Source organism: Lelliottia sp. CFBP8978, from assembly GCF_034046055.2.
In the GTDB taxonomy this organism is placed as follows: domain Bacteria; phylum Pseudomonadota; class Gammaproteobacteria; order Enterobacterales; family Enterobacteriaceae; genus Enterobacter.
Genome location: NZ_CM188253.1, coordinates 2,074,989 through 2,094,410, shown reverse-complemented (window position 1 = coordinate 2,094,410; position 19,422 = coordinate 2,074,989). Strand labels below are relative to the sequence as shown.

Annotated in this window: 19 protein-coding genes and 1 pseudogene; 9 read left to right on the top strand and 11 right to left on the bottom strand. The window is 53.6% G+C overall.

Features of this window, described 5'->3' with window-relative positions; genetic code table 11:
• Positions 1 to 36: 36 nt before the first annotated feature.
• The 3 genes from SOM82_RS09815 to SOM82_RS09805 form a co-directional block, all read right to left on the bottom strand.
• Positions 37 to 1,728, bottom strand: a complete 1,692-nt coding sequence (locus tag SOM82_RS09815) for a methyl-accepting chemotaxis protein (RefSeq protein WP_320459435.1) — start codon at positions 1,726 to 1,728, stop codon at positions 37 to 39.
• A 158-nt stretch (positions 1,729 to 1,886) separates the two neighbouring features.
• Complete coding sequence (locus SOM82_RS09810) at positions 1,887 to 3,005, bottom strand: S-(hydroxymethyl)glutathione dehydrogenase/class III alcohol dehydrogenase (RefSeq protein ID WP_320459434.1); 1,119 nt, start codon at positions 3,003 to 3,005, stop codon at positions 1,887 to 1,889.
• Between the two features lie 29 nt (positions 3,006 to 3,034).
• Positions 3,035 to 3,310 (bottom strand): metal/formaldehyde-sensitive transcriptional repressor, encoded by a 276-nt coding sequence (locus SOM82_RS09805; RefSeq protein WP_032610935.1) that lies wholly within the window; start codon positions 3,308 to 3,310, stop codon positions 3,035 to 3,037.
• Positions 3,311 to 3,760: 450 nt separating this feature from the next.
• Between SOM82_RS09805 and SOM82_RS09800 the strand changes: the two genes are divergently transcribed.
• On the top strand, positions 3,761 to 4,210 hold the full coding sequence (locus SOM82_RS09800; protein ID WP_320459433.1) for an STM2901 family protein: 450 nt from the start codon (positions 3,761 to 3,763) through the stop codon (positions 4,208 to 4,210).
• Complete coding sequence (locus tag SOM82_RS09795) at positions 4,210 to 4,542, top strand: DUF1493 family protein (RefSeq protein WP_320459432.1); 333 nt, start codon at positions 4,210 to 4,212, stop codon at positions 4,540 to 4,542. The genes SOM82_RS09800 and SOM82_RS09795 overlap by 1 nt, the downstream gene beginning before the upstream one ends.
• 52 nt (positions 4,543 to 4,594) lie before the next feature.
• On the opposite strand, the pseudogene SOM82_RS09790 reads toward SOM82_RS09795, so the two are convergent.
• From SOM82_RS09790 to SOM82_RS09770, 5 genes and pseudogenes are all read right to left on the bottom strand, one after another.
• Positions 4,595 to 4,702 (bottom strand): annotated as a pseudogene (locus SOM82_RS09790) (tail fiber assembly protein); the annotation flags it as partial.
• Between the two features lie 165 nt (positions 4,703 to 4,867).
• Positions 4,868 to 6,193 (bottom strand): MFS transporter, encoded by a 1,326-nt coding sequence (locus SOM82_RS09785; RefSeq protein WP_320459431.1) that lies wholly within the window; start codon positions 6,191 to 6,193, stop codon positions 4,868 to 4,870.
• A gap of 24 nt (positions 6,194 to 6,217) precedes the next feature.
• Entirely contained in the window at positions 6,218 to 7,198 is a 981-nt protein-coding gene (locus SOM82_RS09780) for an NAD-dependent epimerase/dehydratase family protein (RefSeq protein ID WP_320459430.1), read from the bottom strand.
• Positions 7,199 to 7,373: 175 nt separating this feature from the next.
• Complete coding sequence (gene cybB, locus SOM82_RS09775; RefSeq protein WP_320459429.1) at positions 7,374 to 7,904, bottom strand: cytochrome b561; 531 nt, start codon at positions 7,902 to 7,904, stop codon at positions 7,374 to 7,376.
• Between the two features lie 80 nt (positions 7,905 to 7,984).
• The gene (locus tag SOM82_RS09770; RefSeq protein ID WP_320459428.1) at positions 7,985 to 8,170 is read right to left on the bottom strand and encodes a hypothetical protein; all 186 of its coding nucleotides are present in this window, start codon (positions 8,168 to 8,170) and stop codon (positions 7,985 to 7,987) included.
• Between the two features lie 214 nt (positions 8,171 to 8,384).
• On the opposite strand from SOM82_RS09770, the gene SOM82_RS09765 reads away from it, so the two are divergent.
• Both SOM82_RS09765 and SOM82_RS09760 read left to right on the top strand, forming a co-directional pair.
• Positions 8,385 to 8,663 carry a hypothetical protein gene (locus SOM82_RS09765; protein WP_320459427.1) on the top strand — a complete coding sequence of 93 codons (279 nt, stop codon included), beginning with the start codon at positions 8,385 to 8,387 and terminating at the stop codon, positions 8,661 to 8,663.
• Positions 8,664 to 8,675: 12 nt separating this feature from the next.
• The gene (locus SOM82_RS09760) at positions 8,676 to 9,173 is read left to right on the top strand and encodes a DUF4225 domain-containing protein (RefSeq protein ID WP_320459612.1); all 498 of its coding nucleotides are present in this window, start codon (positions 8,676 to 8,678) and stop codon (positions 9,171 to 9,173) included.
• A 2-nt stretch (positions 9,174 to 9,175) separates the two neighbouring features.
• Here SOM82_RS09760 and SOM82_RS09755 read toward each other — a convergent pair whose 3' ends face one another.
• A complete protein-coding gene (locus SOM82_RS09755; protein WP_320459426.1) occupies positions 9,176 to 9,487 on the bottom strand; it encodes a hypothetical protein in 312 nt (103 codons plus the stop codon).
• 458 nt (positions 9,488 to 9,945) lie between these two features.
• On the opposite strand from SOM82_RS09755, the gene gap reads away from it, so the two are divergent.
• Positions 9,946 to 10,947 (top strand): type I glyceraldehyde-3-phosphate dehydrogenase, encoded by a 1,002-nt coding sequence (gene gap / locus SOM82_RS09750; protein WP_320459425.1) that lies wholly within the window; start codon positions 9,946 to 9,948, stop codon positions 10,945 to 10,947.
• 105 nt (positions 10,948 to 11,052) lie between these two features.
• A complete protein-coding gene (locus tag SOM82_RS09745) occupies positions 11,053 to 11,979 on the top strand; it encodes an alpha/beta hydrolase (RefSeq protein WP_320459424.1) in 927 nt (308 codons plus the stop codon).
• A 99-nt stretch (positions 11,980 to 12,078) separates the two neighbouring features.
• Here the strand turns inward: SOM82_RS09745 and aldA are convergent, their stop codons facing one another.
• A complete protein-coding gene (gene aldA, locus SOM82_RS09740) occupies positions 12,079 to 13,518 on the bottom strand; it encodes an aldehyde dehydrogenase (RefSeq protein ID WP_320459423.1) in 1,440 nt (479 codons plus the stop codon).
• A gap of 197 nt (positions 13,519 to 13,715) precedes the next feature.
• Positions 13,716 to 14,510: a YdcF family protein gene (locus SOM82_RS09735; RefSeq protein WP_320459422.1), complete on the bottom strand. Its 795-nt coding sequence runs from the start codon at positions 14,508 to 14,510 to the stop codon at positions 13,716 to 13,718.
• Positions 14,511 to 14,756: 246 nt separating this feature from the next.
• Here SOM82_RS09735 and SOM82_RS09730 point away from each other — a divergent pair, with 246 nt between their 5' ends.
• From SOM82_RS09730 to SOM82_RS09720, 3 genes are read left to right on the top strand one after another with little or no spacing between them, the layout of a single operon-like run.
• Complete coding sequence (locus SOM82_RS09730; protein WP_414672102.1) at positions 14,757 to 16,409, top strand: MFS transporter; 1,653 nt, start codon at positions 14,757 to 14,759, stop codon at positions 16,407 to 16,409.
• A gap of 45 nt (positions 16,410 to 16,454) precedes the next feature.
• Positions 16,455 to 17,537, top strand: a complete 1,083-nt coding sequence (locus SOM82_RS09725; RefSeq protein WP_154125369.1) for an HlyD family secretion protein — start codon at positions 16,455 to 16,457, stop codon at positions 17,535 to 17,537.
• Positions 17,534 to 18,964, top strand: coding sequence for an efflux transporter outer membrane subunit (locus tag SOM82_RS09720; RefSeq protein ID WP_320459421.1), 1,431 nt, complete (start codon positions 17,534 to 17,536; stop codon positions 18,962 to 18,964). The genes SOM82_RS09725 and SOM82_RS09720 overlap by 4 nt, the downstream gene beginning before the upstream one ends.
• The last annotated feature ends 458 nt before the right edge of the window (positions 18,965 to 19,422 follow it).

The following is a 19,422-nucleotide window of genomic DNA, read 5'->3' as shown; positions in this document are numbered from 1 at the left end:
CACTAACAACAAGGGGCCTTTCGGCCCCTTTTTTTATCAGAACGTTTCCCAGTTATCACCGCTGTCGGCGACCGCCGGACGTAGCGGAGAAAGCGGTGCGACGGCTGCCGGTTTGCTGTTTTTGGCCGTGTTGACGCCGTTCAGGCGAAACGCGCCAACCGCTTCTGTCAGACGCGCACCCTGCTCTTCCAGAGAGGCCGCAGCGGCTGAGGCTTCCTCCACCAGCGAGGCGTTCTGCTGCGTCACTTTATCCATCTCTGAAATAGCCTGGCTCACCTGCACAATTCCGCGGCTCTGCTCGTCCGACGCCGCCGCGATTTCCAGCATGATATCGGTGACGCGCTTAACCGCTTCAACGATTTCATTCATGGTGTTTCCTGCGGCCACCACTTCACCGGAACCCTGGTCAATCAGCGTGACCGACTCGTTGATCAGGCCTTCGATCTCTTTAGCTGCGTTGGCGCTTCGGCTTGCCAGAGTCCGCACTTCGCTCGCCACGACCGCAAATCCACGCCCCTGCTCGCCCGCGCGTGCGGCCTCAACGGCAGCGTTCAGCGCCAGAATATTGGTCTGGAACGCGATACTGTTAATCACGGCGGTGATTTCAGAAATTTTCTTCGAGCTGGTGGAGATATTGCTCATGGTTTTCACCACGCCCGACACCATCTGGCCGCCACGGCTGGCTTTGCCGGAAGCGTCTTCCGCCAGCTTGCTCGCATGATGGGCGTTATCGGCATTTTGCTTCACGGTCGCCGTGAGCTCTTCCATGCTGGCCGCGGTTTGCTCGATGGCGGCCGCCTGTTGTTCAGTACGGGAAGAAAGATCGGTGTTACCCGCAGAAATCTCGCTGGTGCCACGATAAATCTCTTCCGCGCCCTGACGAACAGTGCCCACGGTGTTGACCAGCGAGTGCTGCATCGTCTGCAGATCATGGGTCAAACGACCGATTTCACTGCGCCCGGTCAGATCATCCGCCAGGGTTAAGTCCCCTTTGGCAATCAGTTCGATACGGCGAGCGGCACGTTGCAGCGGATGGATAACGGTCCGGCGCAGCACCACAAACGTCATTGCTGTCAGAACCAACGCCAGGGCAAAAGCGCCAACCATAAACATCAGGCCCAGTTGGGTACGGGTATGCGCTTCAGACGTCAGCGCGTTCGCGCGGTCGGTGCGGATCTTAATCGCCTTCAGCAACACTTCGTTGTATGCATCATCAAGCGGGCGGGCAGATTCATTCTCATGATTAATAATGGCTTCGAACATGCCGTTTTTGGCATATTTCAGCATCGGCTGAAGCCCGGAGATATAAGCGTCAAAACGCGCTTTCAGATCGCCGTCCAGCGCTTCGTCGGCTGGGGTGCGAACCGAACGATTCATGTAAGCAGCAAAGCTTTCCTGCGACTGCTTAATGCGCGTTTCGGCCTCGGCGATGTTCTGTTTCATCGCGTCCATCTCGGCGATACGACTGGCAGCACCGGCATGGATCATATTGATTCGCGCGGTACGTAGATGGTTCGAGCTGTTAGACAGCCCCGTGCGGACCTGAATTTCTGACGTGACATCCTGCTGGTCGGTGTCGGCTTGCAGCAGGAAATATCCCGCCAGACCCGAACTCAACGCAAACAGTAAAATGATGCCACCGAGAATTGAGGAAAACAGCGGAACCAGCCGGATATGATGCAGGAAGCTGAGCGTTTGCGGGCCCCGCATCGTTTTTGTGTTGTCCATGACCGTCGACTCTCTTATAGGTAAATGCGTATAAACACGCCTGTAAAATAGTCATCGGCACGGCAGAGGATTAGCTTACGGCTAAAATCGCCGCATCGGTCACACTTTAGAGAAGAATATACAAAAAATGCCAGCGGCAAAAACCGCTGGCAGAATAATTAGTTGCTGCCGAAATGTATGACGGTACGGATGGATTTCCCTTCGTGCATCAGATCGAAGGCTTCGTTGATCTGGTCCAGTGGCAAACGATGGGTGATGAACGGATCGAGATTGATTTTTCCGACCATGGCTTCTTCTACCATGCCTGGCAGTTGGGTACGGCCTTTCACGCCGCCAAATGCGGAGCCGCGCCAGACGCGACCGGTCACCAGCTGGAATGGACGGGTTTTAATTTCCTGCCCGGCACCGGCAACGCCAATGATGATGCTCTCGCCCCAGCCTTTGTGGCAGCACTCCAGCGCTGAACGCATGACATTGACGTTACCGATACATTCAAAACTGAAATCCACGCCGCCGTCGGTCAGCTCAACAATCACGTCCTGAACCGGCTTGTCGTAGTCTTTCGGGTTGATGAAATCGGTCGCCCCCATTTCACCGGCCAGTTTAAATTTCTCCGGGTTGGTATCCACCGCCAGGATGCGCCCGGCTTTCGCCTGCACCGCGCCCTGAATAACGGCCAGACCAATTCCGCCCAGGCCAAAAACGGCCACGGTATCGCCTTCTTTCACTTTCGCCGTATTGTGTACAGCACCGATACCGGTCGTGACACCGCAGCCCAGCAGGCACACTTTATCCAGCGGCGCTTGCGGGTTCACTTTTGCCAGAGAGATTTCGGCGCACACGGTGTACTCACTGAACGTACTGGTGCCCATATAGTGATAGATCGGCTCACCGTTGTACGAGAAACGAGTAGTCCCGTCCGGCATCAGGCCTTTACCCTGAGTGGCGCGAACCGCCTGGCAGAGGTTCGTTTTTCCGGATTGACAGAACTTACACTCGCCGCACTCGGCGGTGTACAGCGGAATAACGTGGTCGCCTGGCTTCAGGCTGGTAACACCTTCCCCCACTTCAACCACCACACCGCCGCCTTCGTGGCCGAGCACCGCGGGGAAGACACCTTCAGGATCGTCCCCGGAGAGGGTAAACGCATCGGTATGGCACACGCCGGTATGGGTAATTTTGACCAGCACTTCGCCTTTTTTAGGCGGTGCCACATCAATTTCGACGATTTTCAGCGGCTGGCCGGGGCCAAATGCGACAGCTGCACGTGATTTCATATTGCTTTCCTTTATGTGATGCCAGTGTTTTATTTTAGATAAGAGCGGAGCAAATGACCGACTTCCGCCATACGAACCGCTCGCTGATCCGCGGTCGTTTCGCCAGTGACCAGCTCATCTTTGAGGTGAATTTCGACCATCTCGCCCATCAAACCGTTGGCTGCACCGCGTACAGCCGCAATTTGTTGCAGGATGGCAAGGCAGGGTTCGCCTGACTCCAGCGCACGTTCAAGGGCGTCGACCTGCCCCCTGATACGGCGTACGCGAGTCAGAACGCGTTTTTTGTCTTCGGGTGAATGAGGCATACGCCCTCCTATACTGTAGGGGGGTATAGTACTATTTAAAACGACCGTTTGTACACATTATTTTTTTCATGTTTATCAGGTAGTTAATCAAATAAGCGGAAAGACACTATCGGACATAAAGAGACTTTTTAGTGTCCCCACATTGCCCCCAGATGCCAATTTGCCCCCAAATACCCCCTCACATTGCCGGATTTTCATCAAATCCCTGCGTCCTGACAGCGTTGACCACATGGGGGGCTCTCCAAATGCAGGTGGCGAACCAACAGCCAACAGTAATGAAATTGTTTTCATGAAAACTATACACTCTACCTATGGCACGTTTAGTCATTAATAACCCTTCCAATTAAAAGCCTATTTAGCGAGACTTTTAGGCATTCAACAAAAAATGAGAGTTATAACAATAGCGACTCCTGGTAAAATAAGCGCCAGACCGCATAACGGAGTGAGTATATGGATACCACTGAAGAACTAAATGGAACGTACTTCTACAGAGGACACCCTGACCTGTCCAAAGCAGAACTATTAAATGTCATCTTCCTGGAAGAGTTCTGTACAGAGTTGGGGATCGATTCGGTTTCCGGTGCAGTTATTCTCTCCGGTCAACCGTGGTTAGGCACAAGAGCGAAGCCCAAAGGGGCAACATTGGGAACAAGTGTTGTCTCAAAGTATGCGCGAATTATCATGCGTGATGCTCGAGTTCCTTTTGGAATTCAGATTCCAACACCCGTTGGTATCAGGATGCAGAAAACTAACAAACTTGCCGCTGTCATTGCTCGTTATGTTCCCTGGTTGGGTTGGGCTTCACTGTCAATAAGTCTCTACAGAGTTTCTAACCGCACAGAGCGAAAATACAACCTCATTGCCAGACCGAAAGATCGCATACAGTGGACATCCTTCTGATGACGGCAATCACCGATGAGGTTTTATCCCTGTTTCGTGAGGAGATTCCTGGTTATCTGGACCGCCACTGGAAAGAAATTCCTTTAGAGCTGAATTCTGACCTGTTCGATTGTCCTCGTGACGACCTGGAGGATGCTATAGGGAAGTATAAAGAGCGGTTCAGTATCAGCCTTGATAATCTGAACTGGTCTTTGTATTTCCCGTGGGAGTACACACCCCGCCTCCAACGATGGTTTAAACTCAAACGGGATGATGTGGAGTTTTCACGGTTACCGCTCACTGTCCGGATGTTTGCAGAGTCAGCAGAAGCGGGTAAATGGTTATATGGATAAATACTGATGAAGCCCGCGCTATGCGGGCTTTTTGTTGCCGGTCGGTATCTGATACTGGTGGCCATTCAATGTCTGGCGCCGTGCTGGTCTCAACCCGGTTAACAGCTACCCGATACGTTTTCCGGGCGTTAAGCTGTGCAATTTCTGCATCGGTTGCTACGGCGTGATAGCAATCGTAGCCTCATTCAGGCACTGCGGTTTTTCCGCATCAGCCTGTTGAAAAATATCTCCTCTACTATGCAGGATGGCGCATACCAATGAAAAGCGAAATGGCGAGGGTTTCCCTTCGCCATTTTTGATCGTGTACCCGTCTATTCAGACCGAATTAACGTCGCAGCGGCAAGCCCGCCGTCTCTTTCGCTCGCAGCACCGTCAGGAAAGTTATCAGCGCCGCGCCCATCACGTACCAGGCCGGAGAGAAAGGATTGCCGGTCGCCGTTATCAGATACGCCGAGAACCACGGGGTGATCCCCCCGAAGAACGCAACGGCGACATTATACGCAATCGCCATGCCGCCATAGCGGATACTGGTCGGGAACAGTTCAGCCATTGCCGCACTGCATGCCCCGTCAAAGGCGGCAATAAACGCCCCCAGCAGCAGCATCGCCAGCACGGCGGAGAGCATATCCCCCCGAGCCATCACCATCATTGCAGGATAAGTAAACAGGATAAAACCCGCACATCCCGCCAGCATCAGCGGCTTGCGACCAAATTTATCCGAGAGATATCCCATAAACGGGACCATCAGGGCAATCGCAAACAGACCGATGGTGGTAATAGCATAAGAGTCGAGCTTCGAGTAATGCAGTTCGGTGGAGAGATAGCTCGGCATAAAGGTCTGTAACGTCCAGTGCCCTACGGCCTTGATCACCACAAACCCGACGCAAAACAGGAGCGCGCCCCAGGCGGTAGTCACGGCGGTACGCAGCGGCGAGGCTTCGGTTTTGCCGCTTTTCACCATCTCCAGAAACTCCGGGGTATCCTCCAGGTGTTTTCGCAGATACAGTCCCACCAGCCCCAGCGGACCCGCAATCAGGAACGGAATTCGCCATCCCCAGTCATTCATCGTTGCTTCGCCGAGCGTGGCAGTGAGCAGGAATACCAGCCCGGATCCCGCCACAAACGCCATAAAACCGAAATTATCAATCCAGCAGGTGAAATACCCGCGCCGTTCAACAGGCGCATATTCCGCCAGGAAGGTTGTCGCTCCGGAGCTTTCTCCCCCGGCGGCAAATCCCTGAATCAGACGCGTGATCACCAGCAAAACCGTGGCGGCAATACCAATCTGGGAGAATGTCGGCAACAGTCCCATAACGAAGGTCGCGCCGGAGGTCAGCAGGATCACTGTCGCCAGGACCTTCTGGCGGCCAATGCGATCTCCGAGCGAGCCAAAATAGAGCCCGCCAAGCGGACGCATAATAAAACCGGCACCAAAGACGGCAAAAGAGGAGAGCAATGCGACCGCCGGGCTACCGGCCTGGAAAAATTGCACGCCGATAATCGCGGCCAGTGTGCCGTAGAGGCCAAAATCGAACCACTCAACAAAATGGCCAATTCCGGTGGCAAACAGCACTTTACGTAATTTTCGCACGACTGAGATCTCGCTGGCGGGTTTCACACTATCGAGTGACTGCTGAGCTGAGTGGTTCATACTCTCTCCTTAGCATTATGCCGGTTAACGGCGAGTCATGCGCAGTGCGGCTTGCGCGATCATATCAGGAAAGGTGAAACGCGGCTGGTAGCCGAGTTCGTTTTTGATTTTCTGATTACTGGTTTTAAACCTGACCGCCCTGCCCGGCAGGGTGACATTGATCAGCGGAAGCCCGGTCGCCTGAGCCATCAGAGGCAACATCTCATCAAACGCCACCGGCTCATCAGGACCAAGATTAAAAATAGCGTTAGCCGCCCGGGGATGGGACATCGCCAGCATGACTCCCTCGGCGGTATCGCGAACATCAGCGATGTGCATCAGGTAAGGCAGGTTATCTTCCTCACCGTACTGAACAATCATTGCCGGACCGCCCAGTTCGTCGCGGATCTGCTGGAGTCTTTTTGCGCCCGTTTCATTGCCAAAAGCGCGCATCTGGCGGATTTTTCCTTCGAGGAAAAAACGCGGCCCGGAGAAGAAACTGTCAGGATCCAGCAACTCATCCGTGGACTGCGTATGCGGAAAGCGCAGAATGACCGTCTCCAGTCCCTGCTGCTGATAAAACAGCACCAGATCCTCAGCCAGTTTTTTAGTCAGCCCGTAAAACGACACCGGGTTGCGCGGATGATCTTCAGTCACAGGAAGAAACTGCGCGCGCACTTCAGGATAGACTTCCCCGCTGCTGGCAAAAACGAACCGCTTCACCCCTGCCTCTTTTGCAGCTTCCAGCAGCCAGTGGGTTGCAGTCACATTCGCATGAAACATGGCGGCATTGTCCGCAGGGTGCCATGACATCATTGCCCCGATGTGCAACACAATATCGGCCCCTTTCATGGCATCGTTTAGCACCGCGGATTTCTCAAACTGATACTGCAGATGCTGATAATGCGCATGCTCGATTCTCGCTGGCGCAAGGTCAATCCCGGTGACAATGTGTCCATCGACTAATAACCTGGCGGCAAGGGTGTGCCCAATTCTCCCGGCCGAACCTGTCAGTACAATCTTCATCGCTATCCTCACATGTGTTTCTATTATAGATATACCATCTATACCGATTGAGCGAATAACACACAGGGAGTGATAAAAAAATGTGATATCACGCGATTTCAACGGGCAAAAAGGTAGTGAAGATCACAAAAAACCCGCTGACAGGCAGCGGGTTTGGGGAAAGCAACAGTGTCGATCAGGAGCGTTTTTTCGGCATCATGCGCAGCAGCGTATTGTCCTTCCAGTAATAGTGGTGCAACAGGGCCGCAAAGGCATGCAAACCAATAACAAAATACCCAAGATTAGCCAGGGTGACGTGCCATGATTTCAGCATATCGACCAGATCAAAATTGGCTTCTGCCGCATGCGGCATTACCAGCCCGAAAGCGAACCAGTCGTTCCCGCGGTTGTACATCATCACAAGCCCAATCAACGGTAGCGCGATAAACAACAGATAGATAATCAGATGCCCCAGATGCGACATGCCCGTGATCATCGGTTTAGGTTTTGGCTGAATCGGCGGCGCCGGAAACTTGAGACGCACCAGCAGGCGGGCAACCATCAACACCAGGATGGAGATGCCACAAGAAACGTGGATCATGTTGATGACCGGACGCGCGGTACGTGGAAAGAAACCGCGAAATTCCATGGCGCAGTACGCCACAATCACCAACAGAAACACCAGCCAGTGAATGCCAATTTGCAGGCCGGTATATTTATTACGCATATGATTTCCTGAAAAAAAACCGTGAATCCCCAACATAACGGGCTTTCCTTAAAAATTCATTAATTTTTCTACATTGATTTTTAAAGGCAATCCATATCGGCGACAGACTTAACAATCAACAGGTTAAGCAGGACAGCGTACCAGCCATGTAACGGCGATTCAGAACCCTTCATGACGACCTGCAATCGGCAGGACATCAGTAGCAGGCTAAGCCAGACAGACAGCCATACGGAGTCGCGAACCGGGAACAGGCGTACAAAAATCACTCATCGAATGCGCTTAAAAAACGTTCACTACGGAGTGTCATCTAAAAGTATTTAGCGCAAAATAAAGGATAAGGGGATCAGAACTCATAATGTCACATCAAATAAATTAGGACTCTAGCTTGTTCTAACATCCTAATTATTAATACGTTATCTTATTAAGGCTAACTAACTGATAGTATTAAAATTCCACAATGGAATATTAATAGGTACGATCATGGATTTTACAACAAGCTCAAAAAGTAATTTAAATTATTATTTAACAATGGCAAAATTAGAATCAAGCAATTTACAAAAAATTACTAAAAACTCTGGACTAAGGTATTTAAAAAATTCATTCATTAGAAATAAATTTGAATCTGAAATCAAAAACTTCATAGATTGGAATTTAGAAGCCATAAAAAAAACAGCGTCTGACGATGAAAGAAAAGAGTTTCTATGGAATATTAAACAGGAGGCTATAAATATTGAACGGCAGGATAGCCAGCTTCGATAAAAAACTGCAAAAATTCATACTTCTATTATTGTAAATCATGAAAAAGGAGTATGGAGCTATGTAATTGATGGTGTTGGCGTTGTGTTGAGTAGCATGCAGATTGTGGCTGGACTTGGTGTTTTATCCGGTTCGGTTATGACTGGTAATATTATTGGCGCGGCATTTGGCTCTATGATGATTTTACATGGAGCAAATGGGGTTCAGGAGGGGGCACTCAATATGATAAAGGGTCGGGATGATACTGTTGGAATGCTCAAACAAGGATACATAGCTGTAGCATGCTTTGGCGGATTTTCATCAAAAACTGGAATGATAACCTACAGTGCAATTGATTTGTTATTGTCGGGTTATGGCCTGGCCAGACTGGCAATTAAACCCGACACATGGAGGTTATTCCGTTACATTAGTAGTGATTATACTCATGGTTTTACAGAAATGAGCAAATTTGACTTATCAATAGAAATATATAATAACACACTAGCTATTAAATCGATCAATGACAGCCAGTAACATTATTCCTCATTCAAAAAACGGGCGGCTTTTAGGCCGAGTTTAAAAGGTGTGGTTATATATATGACGGCAGCGATAAAAAGCATAATCAGTGTCGCTACCGCTATTTCGTTGCTGTCATCGTGTATACAGATGTAGAACCAGAAACAAACAAGTAGAGTATAAATTAACGACAAACTATAGAATACGCGCCTTAACCCTTTCAATTGATAAATGAAAGTATTCTTAGGATCCTTTTCTCTGTATTCGATAAAGAATCCCATTTCTTTATCTGTAAAACCAAAACTTCTCATTTTTTGTTCAATGTCATCCATGGCTAACCTCGCTGAACTATTTAAAGCACGATGATATTACTTACCGGATTAGAAGCAAAATAATCATCCACCAGAATTATTTCTCGCTTATCACTCTTGCAATGCACAGAAGCACAACAATTTAGCACCTGTAACACAGCTTATCTGAGCCAAATGTGCAGCTTGTGTATACGACATATTGCGACATAAGCCAGTCATGCAGAACCTCTCTTTTCTTTAGGCAAACGATAGACTCCGGCAGTTGAATCTCCTGTTATACCCGTAAGGTATATGATGGAAGAAAATTATTTACACGCCTGTCAGTTACGCCAAAGGTATATAAAGTAGTCACTTTTCCTGGTGGTTTATCAAAAGCTTCGCTCACTCATGAAGCATCTTCAATTGCCTCGCCCGCCGGGATGGTCTAAGCCTGGATAAGTTCAAACTGTCGCATCGTTCAGTTCATACAGGAGCACACCATGAGTAAAATTGGCATTAATGGGTTCGGTCGTATCGGTCGCCTGGTGTTACGTCGTCTGCTCGAAACTCAGGACAGCAACAGTGTCGTTGCGATTAACGATCTCACCTCACCAAAAGTCCTCGCCTACCTGCTTAAACATGACTCCAATTACGGTCCCTTCCCGTGGAGCGTGGATTTCACCGAGGACTCTCTGATTGTCGATGGCAAATCGATCTCCGTTTACGCCGAGAAAGAGGCCAAACATATTCCATGGACATCGGCTGGGGTCGATCTGGTTGTCGAGTGTACCGGCTTCTATACCTCAGAGGAGAAATCCAAAGCCCATCTGGAAGCAGGCGCGAAAAAAGTCCTTATTTCCGCTCCTGCGGGAGAGATGAAAACTATCGTGTTTAACGTTAACGACGATACCATTGACGCCAGTGATACCATCATTTCAGTGGCGTCCTGCACCACTAACTGCCTGGCCCCGCTGGCGAAGGTGTTGCATGATGCTTTTGGCATCAGGGCCGGGACCATGACCACTATCCACGCGTACACCGGGACGCAGGCACTGGTCGATGGCCCGCGGGGGAAAGATCTTCGCGCTTCCCGTGCAGCCGCTGAAAATATCATCCCGCATACCACCGGCGCGGCGAAAGCGATTGGTCTGGTGATCCCGGACCTGAGCGGTAAGCTCAAAGGCCATGCTCAGCGCGTGCCGGTTAAAACCGGGTCGGTGACCGAACTGGTCTCCATTCTGGATAAAAAAGTGACGGTTGAGGAGATCCATAACGCGCTGAAAAAGGCGACCGACAATAACGACTCCTTTGGCTACACGGACGAAGAAATTGTGTCGTCTGACGTCATTGGCTCGCATTTTGGTTCGGTGTTTGACGCCACCCAGACCGAAATCACCGATGCCGGCGATGTACAACTGGTGAAAACCGTCGCCTGGTATGACAACGAATACGGGTTTGTGACCCAGCTGGTCCGCACGCTCGATAAATTCGCCGCGCTGTAATCACATCCAGCGGGCAGCCTGTCTGTCCGCTGGATGTGAATCCCTTCCGGTTTTCCCTTTCGGGCCTGTGCTATAACCAGAGGTTTGACGTAAGGGAGTGCAGTAATGGAAGTCTTGAGCCGCGAAACCCTGGAAAAAATGATGCACCTGGCCGTCGCCCGTTCGGTGACGTTCACCGTCTGGCCTGAAGGCGACGCGCCAGGCGCGCGCACCAGCGACGCTGTGTTTACCCCCGAACCACGCCATACCGGTACCTCGGAATACGATCGTTCTGTGACCGGCGTTCGCGCCCCGGAGATAACCGTATACGCGCCTGAAAAACCGAACGGCGTGGGTATTCTGGTCACGCCGGGCGGCTCCTATCGTCGGGTGGTCCTCGACAAAGAAGGGAGCGCGCTGGCCCCGTTTTTTAACGCGCGGGGCTATACCCTGTTTGTCATGACGTATCGCATGCCTGGCGACGGGCATCAGGAAGGTGCGGATGCGCCGCTGGCCGATGTGCAACGTGCTTTTCGCTGTATCAAGGCTAACGCGAGGGAGTGGAAAATCGACCCGGCGCGCATCGGAGTCATGGGCTTTTCCGCGGGTGGCCATGTGGCGGCGAGCCTTGGCACGCGCTTTGACGAGGCTGTCTATGCGCCCATTGACGCTGCTGATGAGCTGGATGCACGCCCCGCCTTTATGGCGCTGGTCTATCCGGTGATCACGATGCATGCGGATATCGACCATCCGGGTTCACGTCATGAGCTGATCGGTGATAATCCCGGGGAAGCGCAAATCCGTCATTATTCGCTGGAAGATCGCGCCAGCAGCCAGACTCCGCCGACATTCCTGCTCCACGCCGTTGATGACCCGGCAGTAAAGGTCGAAAACAGTCTGGCGATGTTTAGCGCATTGCGCCGTTCAGGGGTGTCGGTTGAGATGCATCTTTTCGAACGCGGTAAACACGGATTTGGCATCCGCGATGCGCAGGGCTTACCTGTCGCAGTGTGGCCGGAGCTGATGATGAACTGGATCGCGACCAAAGTCTGAGCAGGCATCGCGGCGGTAATGTATGAGAATGAGTACATCCGGCTGATAATTTGCCCCTTTGTCCCTCTCCTGACCGGAGAGAGACAGAGGCGGTGACTATCAGGATTGCAAATAGACCACCTGCGTTTGCAGATACTCATGCAAACCGTGTTTTCCGTCCGCGCCCCCAATCCCGGATTTACGCCAGCCGGCGTGGAACCCCTGCATCGCTTCGAAGTTTTCGCGGTTGATGTACGTTTCGCCGAATTTAAGCCCCTTGATCGCTTTCATCGCCACGTTCAGATCCCGGGTGTAAATTGAGGACGTCAGGCCGTAATCACTGTCGTTCGCCATCGTCAGCGCATCTTCAAGCGTATCGAACGCCACAACCGGCAGCACCGGACCAAACGTCTCTTCATGCATAATGGTCATCTCCTGGCGCACGTCCAGCAGTAGCGTCGGCGGATAATAGTAGCCCTTTCCGCCAACCGCTTTGCCGCCCAGCACCACTTTGGCCCCTTCCTGCACCGCACGCGCCACTTTCTGCTCTACTCGCTCAAGCGCGGCGGCGTTAATCAGCGGTCCCATCGCGATGTCGTTTCGCTCAGCCGGATTACCAAACTGAACCGCTTTCATGGCCTCGCCCAGACGATTGACAAAGCGATCGTAGATCCCTTTTTGCACATAGACGCGCTCAGCACAGTTACAGACTTGTCCGGTGTTGATGACGCGGGAATCGACAATCGCTTTTACGGCCAGCTCCAGATCGGCATCGTCCATGACGATAGCAGGCGCTTTGCCGCCCAGCTCCAGGCACACTTTAGTGATATTTTTTGCCGCCGCGGTCATGATTTTCTCGCCCGCCGTCACGCTGCCAGTCATGCTGACCATCGCCACTTTCGGGTTGCCCGCCAGCTCCTGACCCACGGTTTCGCCGCGCCCCAGCACCAGATTAAAGACCCCTTTTGGCAGGCCAACGTCGTCAACGATTTTGGCGAAGGCGATGGCATTATTTGGGGTGAACTCGCTCGGTTTGATCACAATGGTATTGCCGGTCAGCAGCGCTGGCGCCAGCTTGCGCGCGATAAGGAAGAACGGGAAGTTCCACGGCAGGATACCGGTTGTGACGCCCAGCGCTCGTTTAAAGACCAGAATATTTTCGCCAGGACGATCGCTTTGAATGATTTCACCTTCATAGCGACGCGCCCATTCGGCCATATAGTCGATGTAATCTGCGGTGAAATTGACTTCAACCTCAGCCAACTGCTGAATTTTTCCGCCTTCGGCGACAATCAACGCACTGATTTCGCTGGCATGCTCGCGGATCCCGGCTGAGATTTTGCGTAGCCAGTTTGCGCGTTCAATGGCCGGGAGCGCTTCCCAGGCGGGCTGTGCGCGGTCAGCGGCGTCTATCGCCTTGCGGGCGTCTTCGGCACGCCCATCGGGAATACGGGAAATGACCTCTTCGGTCGCCGGATTGGTGACATCAATCCAGGCGTCACCCTGCCAGGCAACAAACTGTCCATCAATATACATAGGATGTTGTACGGGTACTGTCATGACCTGCTCCTGTAATTGCACTGTTTTCAACAAGTAAAATCATTGTTAAAAACTACAGTCAGGCGCGGACTTTCCTATGATGGCACACTGCTTTTGTGAGATATCGCATAAAAAAAGCGCACCAACAAAACAATTTAATTACAACTAAGCAACATGAAATGCCCGTTTGCGATAATGGCAGCGCAAACGGGCAGCGGTCAGAGAAGAGATCGGCTCACCAGCGCCTCGGTCAGAATGGTGTCCTGGCGCAGGATCTGCCAGGCGGCGTCCACTTCCGCAGGAATATCAACGTGAACGATAAAATCACGCCCTGCCGGACCATAGCCATTGAGGTCATCGCGCAGGCGCGGCAGTTCACCCAGCAGCAGCGAGAGATACCGCTCCACCGGCCACAGCCCCTCGCCGCCGCCATGGAATACCAGCCCATCCTCGCTGTTTTCCATCCGGGGGATCAGCCCGGGATGGCTTATCCAGTGCACGGCATCCGGCTCATCACGACAGACCCGGGCAAATGTCGCCATAGTGCGGCGCTGCATGGTGGGATCCTGCGCTACCAGCACGCGTGCCGCCGTCGGGAAATGTTGCTTTAACATCGCCCGGCTGAAGCGCGCGTTTTCGCCGCAGTTGGTGGACTGATCTTCGATAAGCACCTGCTCGTCTGGAATTTTCCAGAACGTACATGCGATATCCGCGAGTATGGCCGCTTCGGCACGCCCGGTGGTCGAAACGGTGTTGTAACGTGGGTGGCGGGTCGTGGCGGCGTACAGAAATGTCGTCGAATGACCGATGCCACCGCTAATCAACAGCGGCACGTGCTGCTCGGACGCCACCCGACAGGCGGCGTCAATGGTGGGGATCACCGCGTTACCGGCAAGAATGACCGCGTCAATCGGCTGTTCAGCGCCGCGCTCTTCCTGGGCCAGCCATTCACCTACGGTATTGACGGCTGCCAGCGTCGCCTCGGGCAGACAGGGAAAAAGGACCATTGTCATTGTTACCTCCTTACAACAGGTTATCTTCAGAGTAACGCTTACCCGTTCGCAGAACAGGGGATCTCTCCGAAAGCCGGAACGATCATCATCATCCGGCAGAAAACCTTTTCGGTCGATTTTTTCCCTTAAGATACAATCAACATTTGATTATGCGACTCTTTTCATATTCACTTGAATTATGATTTGCGTCAGACGTAGAATCATTAGCCCACTAATTATTCGATTTTTGCAAAGGTAAACCCCGTTATGCGCCTGCCTCAACGCGATCCTTATGCTCCTCGCGAGTGGCAGCCACACGAAAAACCCGCGCTGTTAGGTTCGCCTTCTACACCGATCCACAGCATGCCAAAACGCGTAGCTTACGGCGTGGTGGGTTTGCTGGTCTGCCTGACGGGCGCACTCGGCAATGCTATGGTGGCCGCCAACCTGCAAAATCTGCAGGGAACCTTCGCCGTCTGGTCAACGGAAATCGCCTGGCTGCCCGCCGTCTACGTGATGACCAACGTCTCAATCAACCTGTTGCTGGTGAAGTTCCGCCAGCAGTACGGATTGCGCGCCTTTACCGAAGGCTTTCTCGTTCTGTATGTTCTGGTGACGTTCTTCCACCTCTTCGTTAACGATTTAAGCTCGGCGCTGATGGTGCGCGCCGCACACGGGATGGTGGCGGCAGCGTTGAGTTCACTCGGAATTTATTATCAGATCCAGGCCTGGCCCGCGAAACACCGCCTGAAAGCCCTGACCATCGGCATCACCGGCTCGTCGCTGGCGATCCCGATGGCGCGACTGTTTTCAACCGAACTGTTGCAGCTCGACGAATGGCGCGGGCTCTATTTCTTTGAGCTGGGACTGGCGCTGGTGTCACTCGGCTGCGTTATTGCGCTCAAACTCCCGCCAGGCGACAGGCGCAAAGTGTTCGAGAAAAAAGATTTCATCACGTTCTTCCTGCTGGCGCCGGGAATGGCGTTACTGTGCGCCGTACTGTCGCTGGGCCGCCTCGACTGGTGGTTTGAAGCGCCGTGGATTGGTTGGTCACTGGCGCTCTCGCTGGTGCTGATCGTCTCGGCTATCGTTTTTGAGCACAACCGCAATAACCCCCTGCTCAACACCCGCTGGCTCTCCAGCGGCAGCATTTTGCGCCTGGGGCTGATTATGCTGCTGATCCGCATTGTGCTGGCGGAGCAAAATACCGGCGTGATCGGCTGGCTACAGTATGTGGGGTTGCAGAACGAACAGATGACCCATCTGGCGTGGTCGATCTTCGCCGGTATTGTCTGCGGCATCGTCGTCAGTTGCCTGACCATCAAACCCACCAGACTGGCCTGGCCGATCGTCACCTCGCTGGTGTTAATGATTGTTGCCTCGCTGCTCGACAGCCAGTCCAACAACCTCACCCGCCCGGATCAGCTGATGCTTAGCCAGTTTCTGCTCGGCTTTGGCAGTGCATTTTTCCTCGCGCCGGCGATGCTGGCCGGGATTGGTGGCGTGATTGCCGACCCGCGCAATTTAGTCAGTTTTTCGGTGCTGTTTGGAATGAGTCAGAACGTTGGCGGCCTGCTGGGTTCAGCGATTTTGGGCACATTCCAGACCTGGCGTGAGAAGTACCACTCCAGTCTGCTTGCCGACCAGCTGACCACGCTGAACCCGCTGGTGAATGAACGCCTGCAAATCTACACCCGGATGTATCAAAGTCTGATTGGCGATAGCGCCCTGCTGGGAACACAAGCCGTAACGCAGCTGCAGACCGTCACGACGCTTGAGGCAAATATTCAGGCATACAACGATACCTATTTACTGACAGCCGCCATTGCCACCGCCACGCTGGTGTGGATCCTGTGGCGTTTGCTGCGCCTGAGGATCACCGCCCGTCTGGCGCTGCGAAATGCCACCGGCACAAAATAATGGATATAAAATACTAATGGTTACCGCGTTCCCCCTGGAGAAGTTATGAGTCAGCAGGATGCCGCCAAAGAGCAGGCCCATACGCGCAATAATTTGCGTGTTGTTTCACTTTTTACCGCGGCGGCAATAGCCATTGTCGGCGTACTGGTGATCCTCTACGCCTGGCAATTGCCCCCCTTCACCCGACAGGCGCAGTTTACGGACAACGCTTACGTACGCGGCCAGACCACGTTTATCAGCCCGCAGGTTAACGGCTATATCACGGATGTGAAGGTGCAGGATTTTGTTCAGGTTAAAAAAGGCGATCTGCTGCTGCAGATTGACGACCGGATCTATCGCCAGCGCGTTCATCAGGCGCAAGCGCAGCTGGCAATGAAAATCGCCGCGCTCAACAATAACCTGCAACAGCGTAAAAGCGCCGAAGCGGTGATTGCCCGTAACGAGGCCGCGCTCAAAAATGCCCGGGCGCAAAATCTGAAGACCCAGGCGGATCTGAAGCGCGTCAAAGACCTGACCGCCGACGGTTCGCTGTCTGTCCGTGAGCGTGATGCCGCACTGGCCAGCGCGGCTCAGGGCAACGCTGATATCGATCAGGCCGCCGCGACTCTGGCGATGTCGCGCCAGGATTTACAATCTGTCATCGTCAATCGCGACGCGCTGGTCGCCGACGTCGATAATGCCAAAGCGGCGCTGGAACTGGCAGAAATCGATCTGCAAAACACCCGCATTGTGGCCCCGCGCGACGGTCAGCTTGGCCAGATTGCCGTGCGTCTCGGGGCTTACGTCACCGCCGGAACGCATCTCACCACCCTGGTTCCGCCGCAGCACTGGGTCATCGCGAATATCAAAGAGACACAGCTGGCGAATTTGCGGGTGGGACAGCCGGTGAAATTTACCGTCGATGCCTTAAACGACAAAGCCTATCAGGGCCGCGTGGAAAGTATCTCTCCGGCGACCGGGGTGGAATTCAGCGCCATTACCCCGGACAACGCCACGGGTAACTTTGTCAAAATCGCCCAGCGTATTCCGGTGCGTATCGAGGTGCTCGGCAAGCCGGAAGCCGCTGCCCTGCTGCGCCCGGGGATGTCGGTACAGGTCACTATCGACACGCGGGAGGAGAACCCATGACGCGTCGCCCCGTTGCCAGTATCCTTCTCGCCCTGTTGCTGGCCGGGTGTCAGTCCGTGGACGTGGAGCCGGCCAAAAACTCGCTGATGATTCCCGCTCAGTGGCGAAACGCGGTGGGTCCCGACAGCCCGACAGAGCACCTGTGGTGGCGTAATTTTCACGATAATGATCTCAACCGCTATGTCGATCAGGCCCTGCAAAATAACAGTGACGTGCTGATCGCGCGTGAGAGAGTCAACGAATATCAGGCACGCGTTTATGCCGCTGACGGTAGCCTGTTCCCTTCTCTGGATGCCAGCGCTGGCGGCACGCGCGCCCGCTCGCAGTCCGCCGCCACCGGCCTGCCGGTTTACAACACCCTGTATAAAGGGAGTCTGACGGCCAGCTACGACGTCGATATCTGGGGCGTCAATCGCAGTACGTCGAACGCCGCGCAGGCCTCGCTCGATGCGCAAAAAGCAGCGGCCGCGGCGGCGGATTTAACCGTCGCCTCATCGGTGGCATCAGGCTACGTCACGCTATTGTCACTGGACGAGCAGCTTCGCGTGACGCGCTCGACGCTGAAATCGCGTGAAGAGGCCTTTAATCTGGCGAAACGGCAATTTGAAACGGGCTACAGTTCGCGGCTGGAGCTGATGCAGTCGGATTCTGAACTGCGCTCTACGCGCGCGCAAATCCCGCTTTTGCAGCATCAGATTGCGCAACAAGAAAACGCGTTAAGTCTGCTCGTCGGGACCAATCCCGCCGGACTGCCGCGCAATCCACGCTTTGAGTCGGTGACGCCGTTAACCCTGCCGTCGCAGCTGCCCTCTTCGTTGCTTAACCGTCGTCCGGATATTGTGCAGGCGCAGCGCCAGCTTATTGCGACGGATGCCACGCTGGCGGCCTCGCGCGCCAGTCTGCTACCGTCGATCAATCTGACGGCGACCGGCTCCATTCAGGATCGGACCTTATCCGGTCTGCTCGACAACCCCCTGCAACTCTGGAGCGTCGGCGGCAGTATTCTGGCCCCGTTGCTCAACCGTCAGGCGTTAAATGCGCAGGTCGACATTTCCCAGTCTCAGCGCAATCAGGCGCTGTACAGCTATGAAAAAACCGTGCGCAATGCGTTTCGGGAAGTGAATGACAGCCTGGATGCTATAGCGCGTTATCAGGAACAGCTCACCGAACTATCGGCGCAACAGGATGTCGCGCAGGAAACGCTGCGCATCGCGCAAAACCGTTATCGCAACGGGTACTCCTCTTATCTGGACGTGCTGGATGCCCAGCGCACGCTATTCTCGGTACAAACGAATGTGGTTCAAGTTAAAAATAACCTGCTGTTGGCGCAGATCGATTTGTATAAAGCGCTTGGGGGCGGATGGTCTGAGCTTGAGAAGAACAAACTGGCCGGGCTTGCTGAGCATGATGTCGCTGCCATGGCATGACAAGCCGTTGGCGTGAAAGTCTGGGAGGGTTTTACGCTGGCGTGGGTGAATGGTTGAAATGGGGGCGCTCTTTTGCATGCTGAAGTGTCAACATTCAATACCCTCATGAAGTTCAGACGTGACCGCGATGGCCTGGTCCGGCTGTAAATCGTTGAGGCGTTTTCTGAAGGCCGGGGCGCCGCGCATGGACGCGCGGCGAGGGCGGATTTACAGGGATGTTACACCCGCCCGTCCCCGATAAGCCGGAAGAAATAAGACGAAAGTACCGCGCAGCGGCGATTTTCTTGCCGGGAGCCCGGGTGGTCAGGGCGGCGGCGATTGAGCCGCCCTGACACGTTCACCGGTTCTGGTGTGACAGAGACGCGATGAACGTGAAGTGAACGGAACAGCCAACTGCGCCGCATATTCCCCCTCACCCCAGCCCTCTCCCCAAAGTGGAGAGGGAGCTCAGCGTGCGT

Coding starts and splice junctions, on each gene's coding strand:
- SOM82_RS09815 (WP_320459435.1), bottom strand. CDS start 1,728: ATGGACAACACAAAAACGATGCGGGGCCCGCAAACGCTCAGCTTCCTG.
- SOM82_RS09810 (WP_320459434.1), bottom strand. CDS start 3,005: ATGAAATCACGTGCAGCTGTCGCATTTGGCCCCGGCCAGCCGCTGAAA.
- SOM82_RS09805 (WP_032610935.1), bottom strand. CDS start 3,310: ATGCCTCATTCACCCGAAGACAAAAAACGCGTTCTGACTCGCGTACGC.
- SOM82_RS09800 (WP_320459433.1), top strand. CDS start 3,761: ATGGATACCACTGAAGAACTAAATGGAACGTACTTCTACAGAGGACAC.
- SOM82_RS09795 (WP_320459432.1), top strand. CDS start 4,210: ATGACGGCAATCACCGATGAGGTTTTATCCCTGTTTCGTGAGGAGATT.
- SOM82_RS09785 (WP_320459431.1), bottom strand. CDS start 6,193: ATGAACCACTCAGCTCAGCAGTCACTCGATAGTGTGAAACCCGCCAGC.
- SOM82_RS09780 (WP_320459430.1), bottom strand. CDS start 7,198: ATGAAGATTGTACTGACAGGTTCGGCCGGGAGAATTGGGCACACCCTT.
- cybB (WP_320459429.1), bottom strand. CDS start 7,904: ATGCGTAATAAATATACCGGCCTGCAAATTGGCATTCACTGGCTGGTG.
- SOM82_RS09765 (WP_320459427.1), top strand. CDS start 8,385: ATGGATTTTACAACAAGCTCAAAAAGTAATTTAAATTATTATTTAACA.
- SOM82_RS09755 (WP_320459426.1), bottom strand. CDS start 9,487: ATGGATGACATTGAACAAAAAATGAGAAGTTTTGGTTTTACAGATAAA.
- gap (WP_320459425.1), top strand. CDS start 9,946: ATGAGTAAAATTGGCATTAATGGGTTCGGTCGTATCGGTCGCCTGGTG.
- SOM82_RS09745 (WP_320459424.1), top strand. CDS start 11,053: ATGGAAGTCTTGAGCCGCGAAACCCTGGAAAAAATGATGCACCTGGCC.
- aldA (WP_320459423.1), bottom strand. CDS start 13,518: ATGACAGTACCCGTACAACATCCTATGTATATTGATGGACAGTTTGTT.
- SOM82_RS09735 (WP_320459422.1), bottom strand. CDS start 14,510: ATGACAATGGTCCTTTTTCCCTGTCTGCCCGAGGCGACGCTGGCAGCC.
- SOM82_RS09730 (WP_414672102.1), top strand. CDS start 14,757: ATGCGCCTGCCTCAACGCGATCCTTATGCTCCTCGCGAGTGGCAGCCA.
- SOM82_RS09725 (WP_154125369.1), top strand. CDS start 16,455: ATGAGTCAGCAGGATGCCGCCAAAGAGCAGGCCCATACGCGCAATAAT.
- SOM82_RS09720 (WP_320459421.1), top strand. CDS start 17,534: ATGACGCGTCGCCCCGTTGCCAGTATCCTTCTCGCCCTGTTGCTGGCC.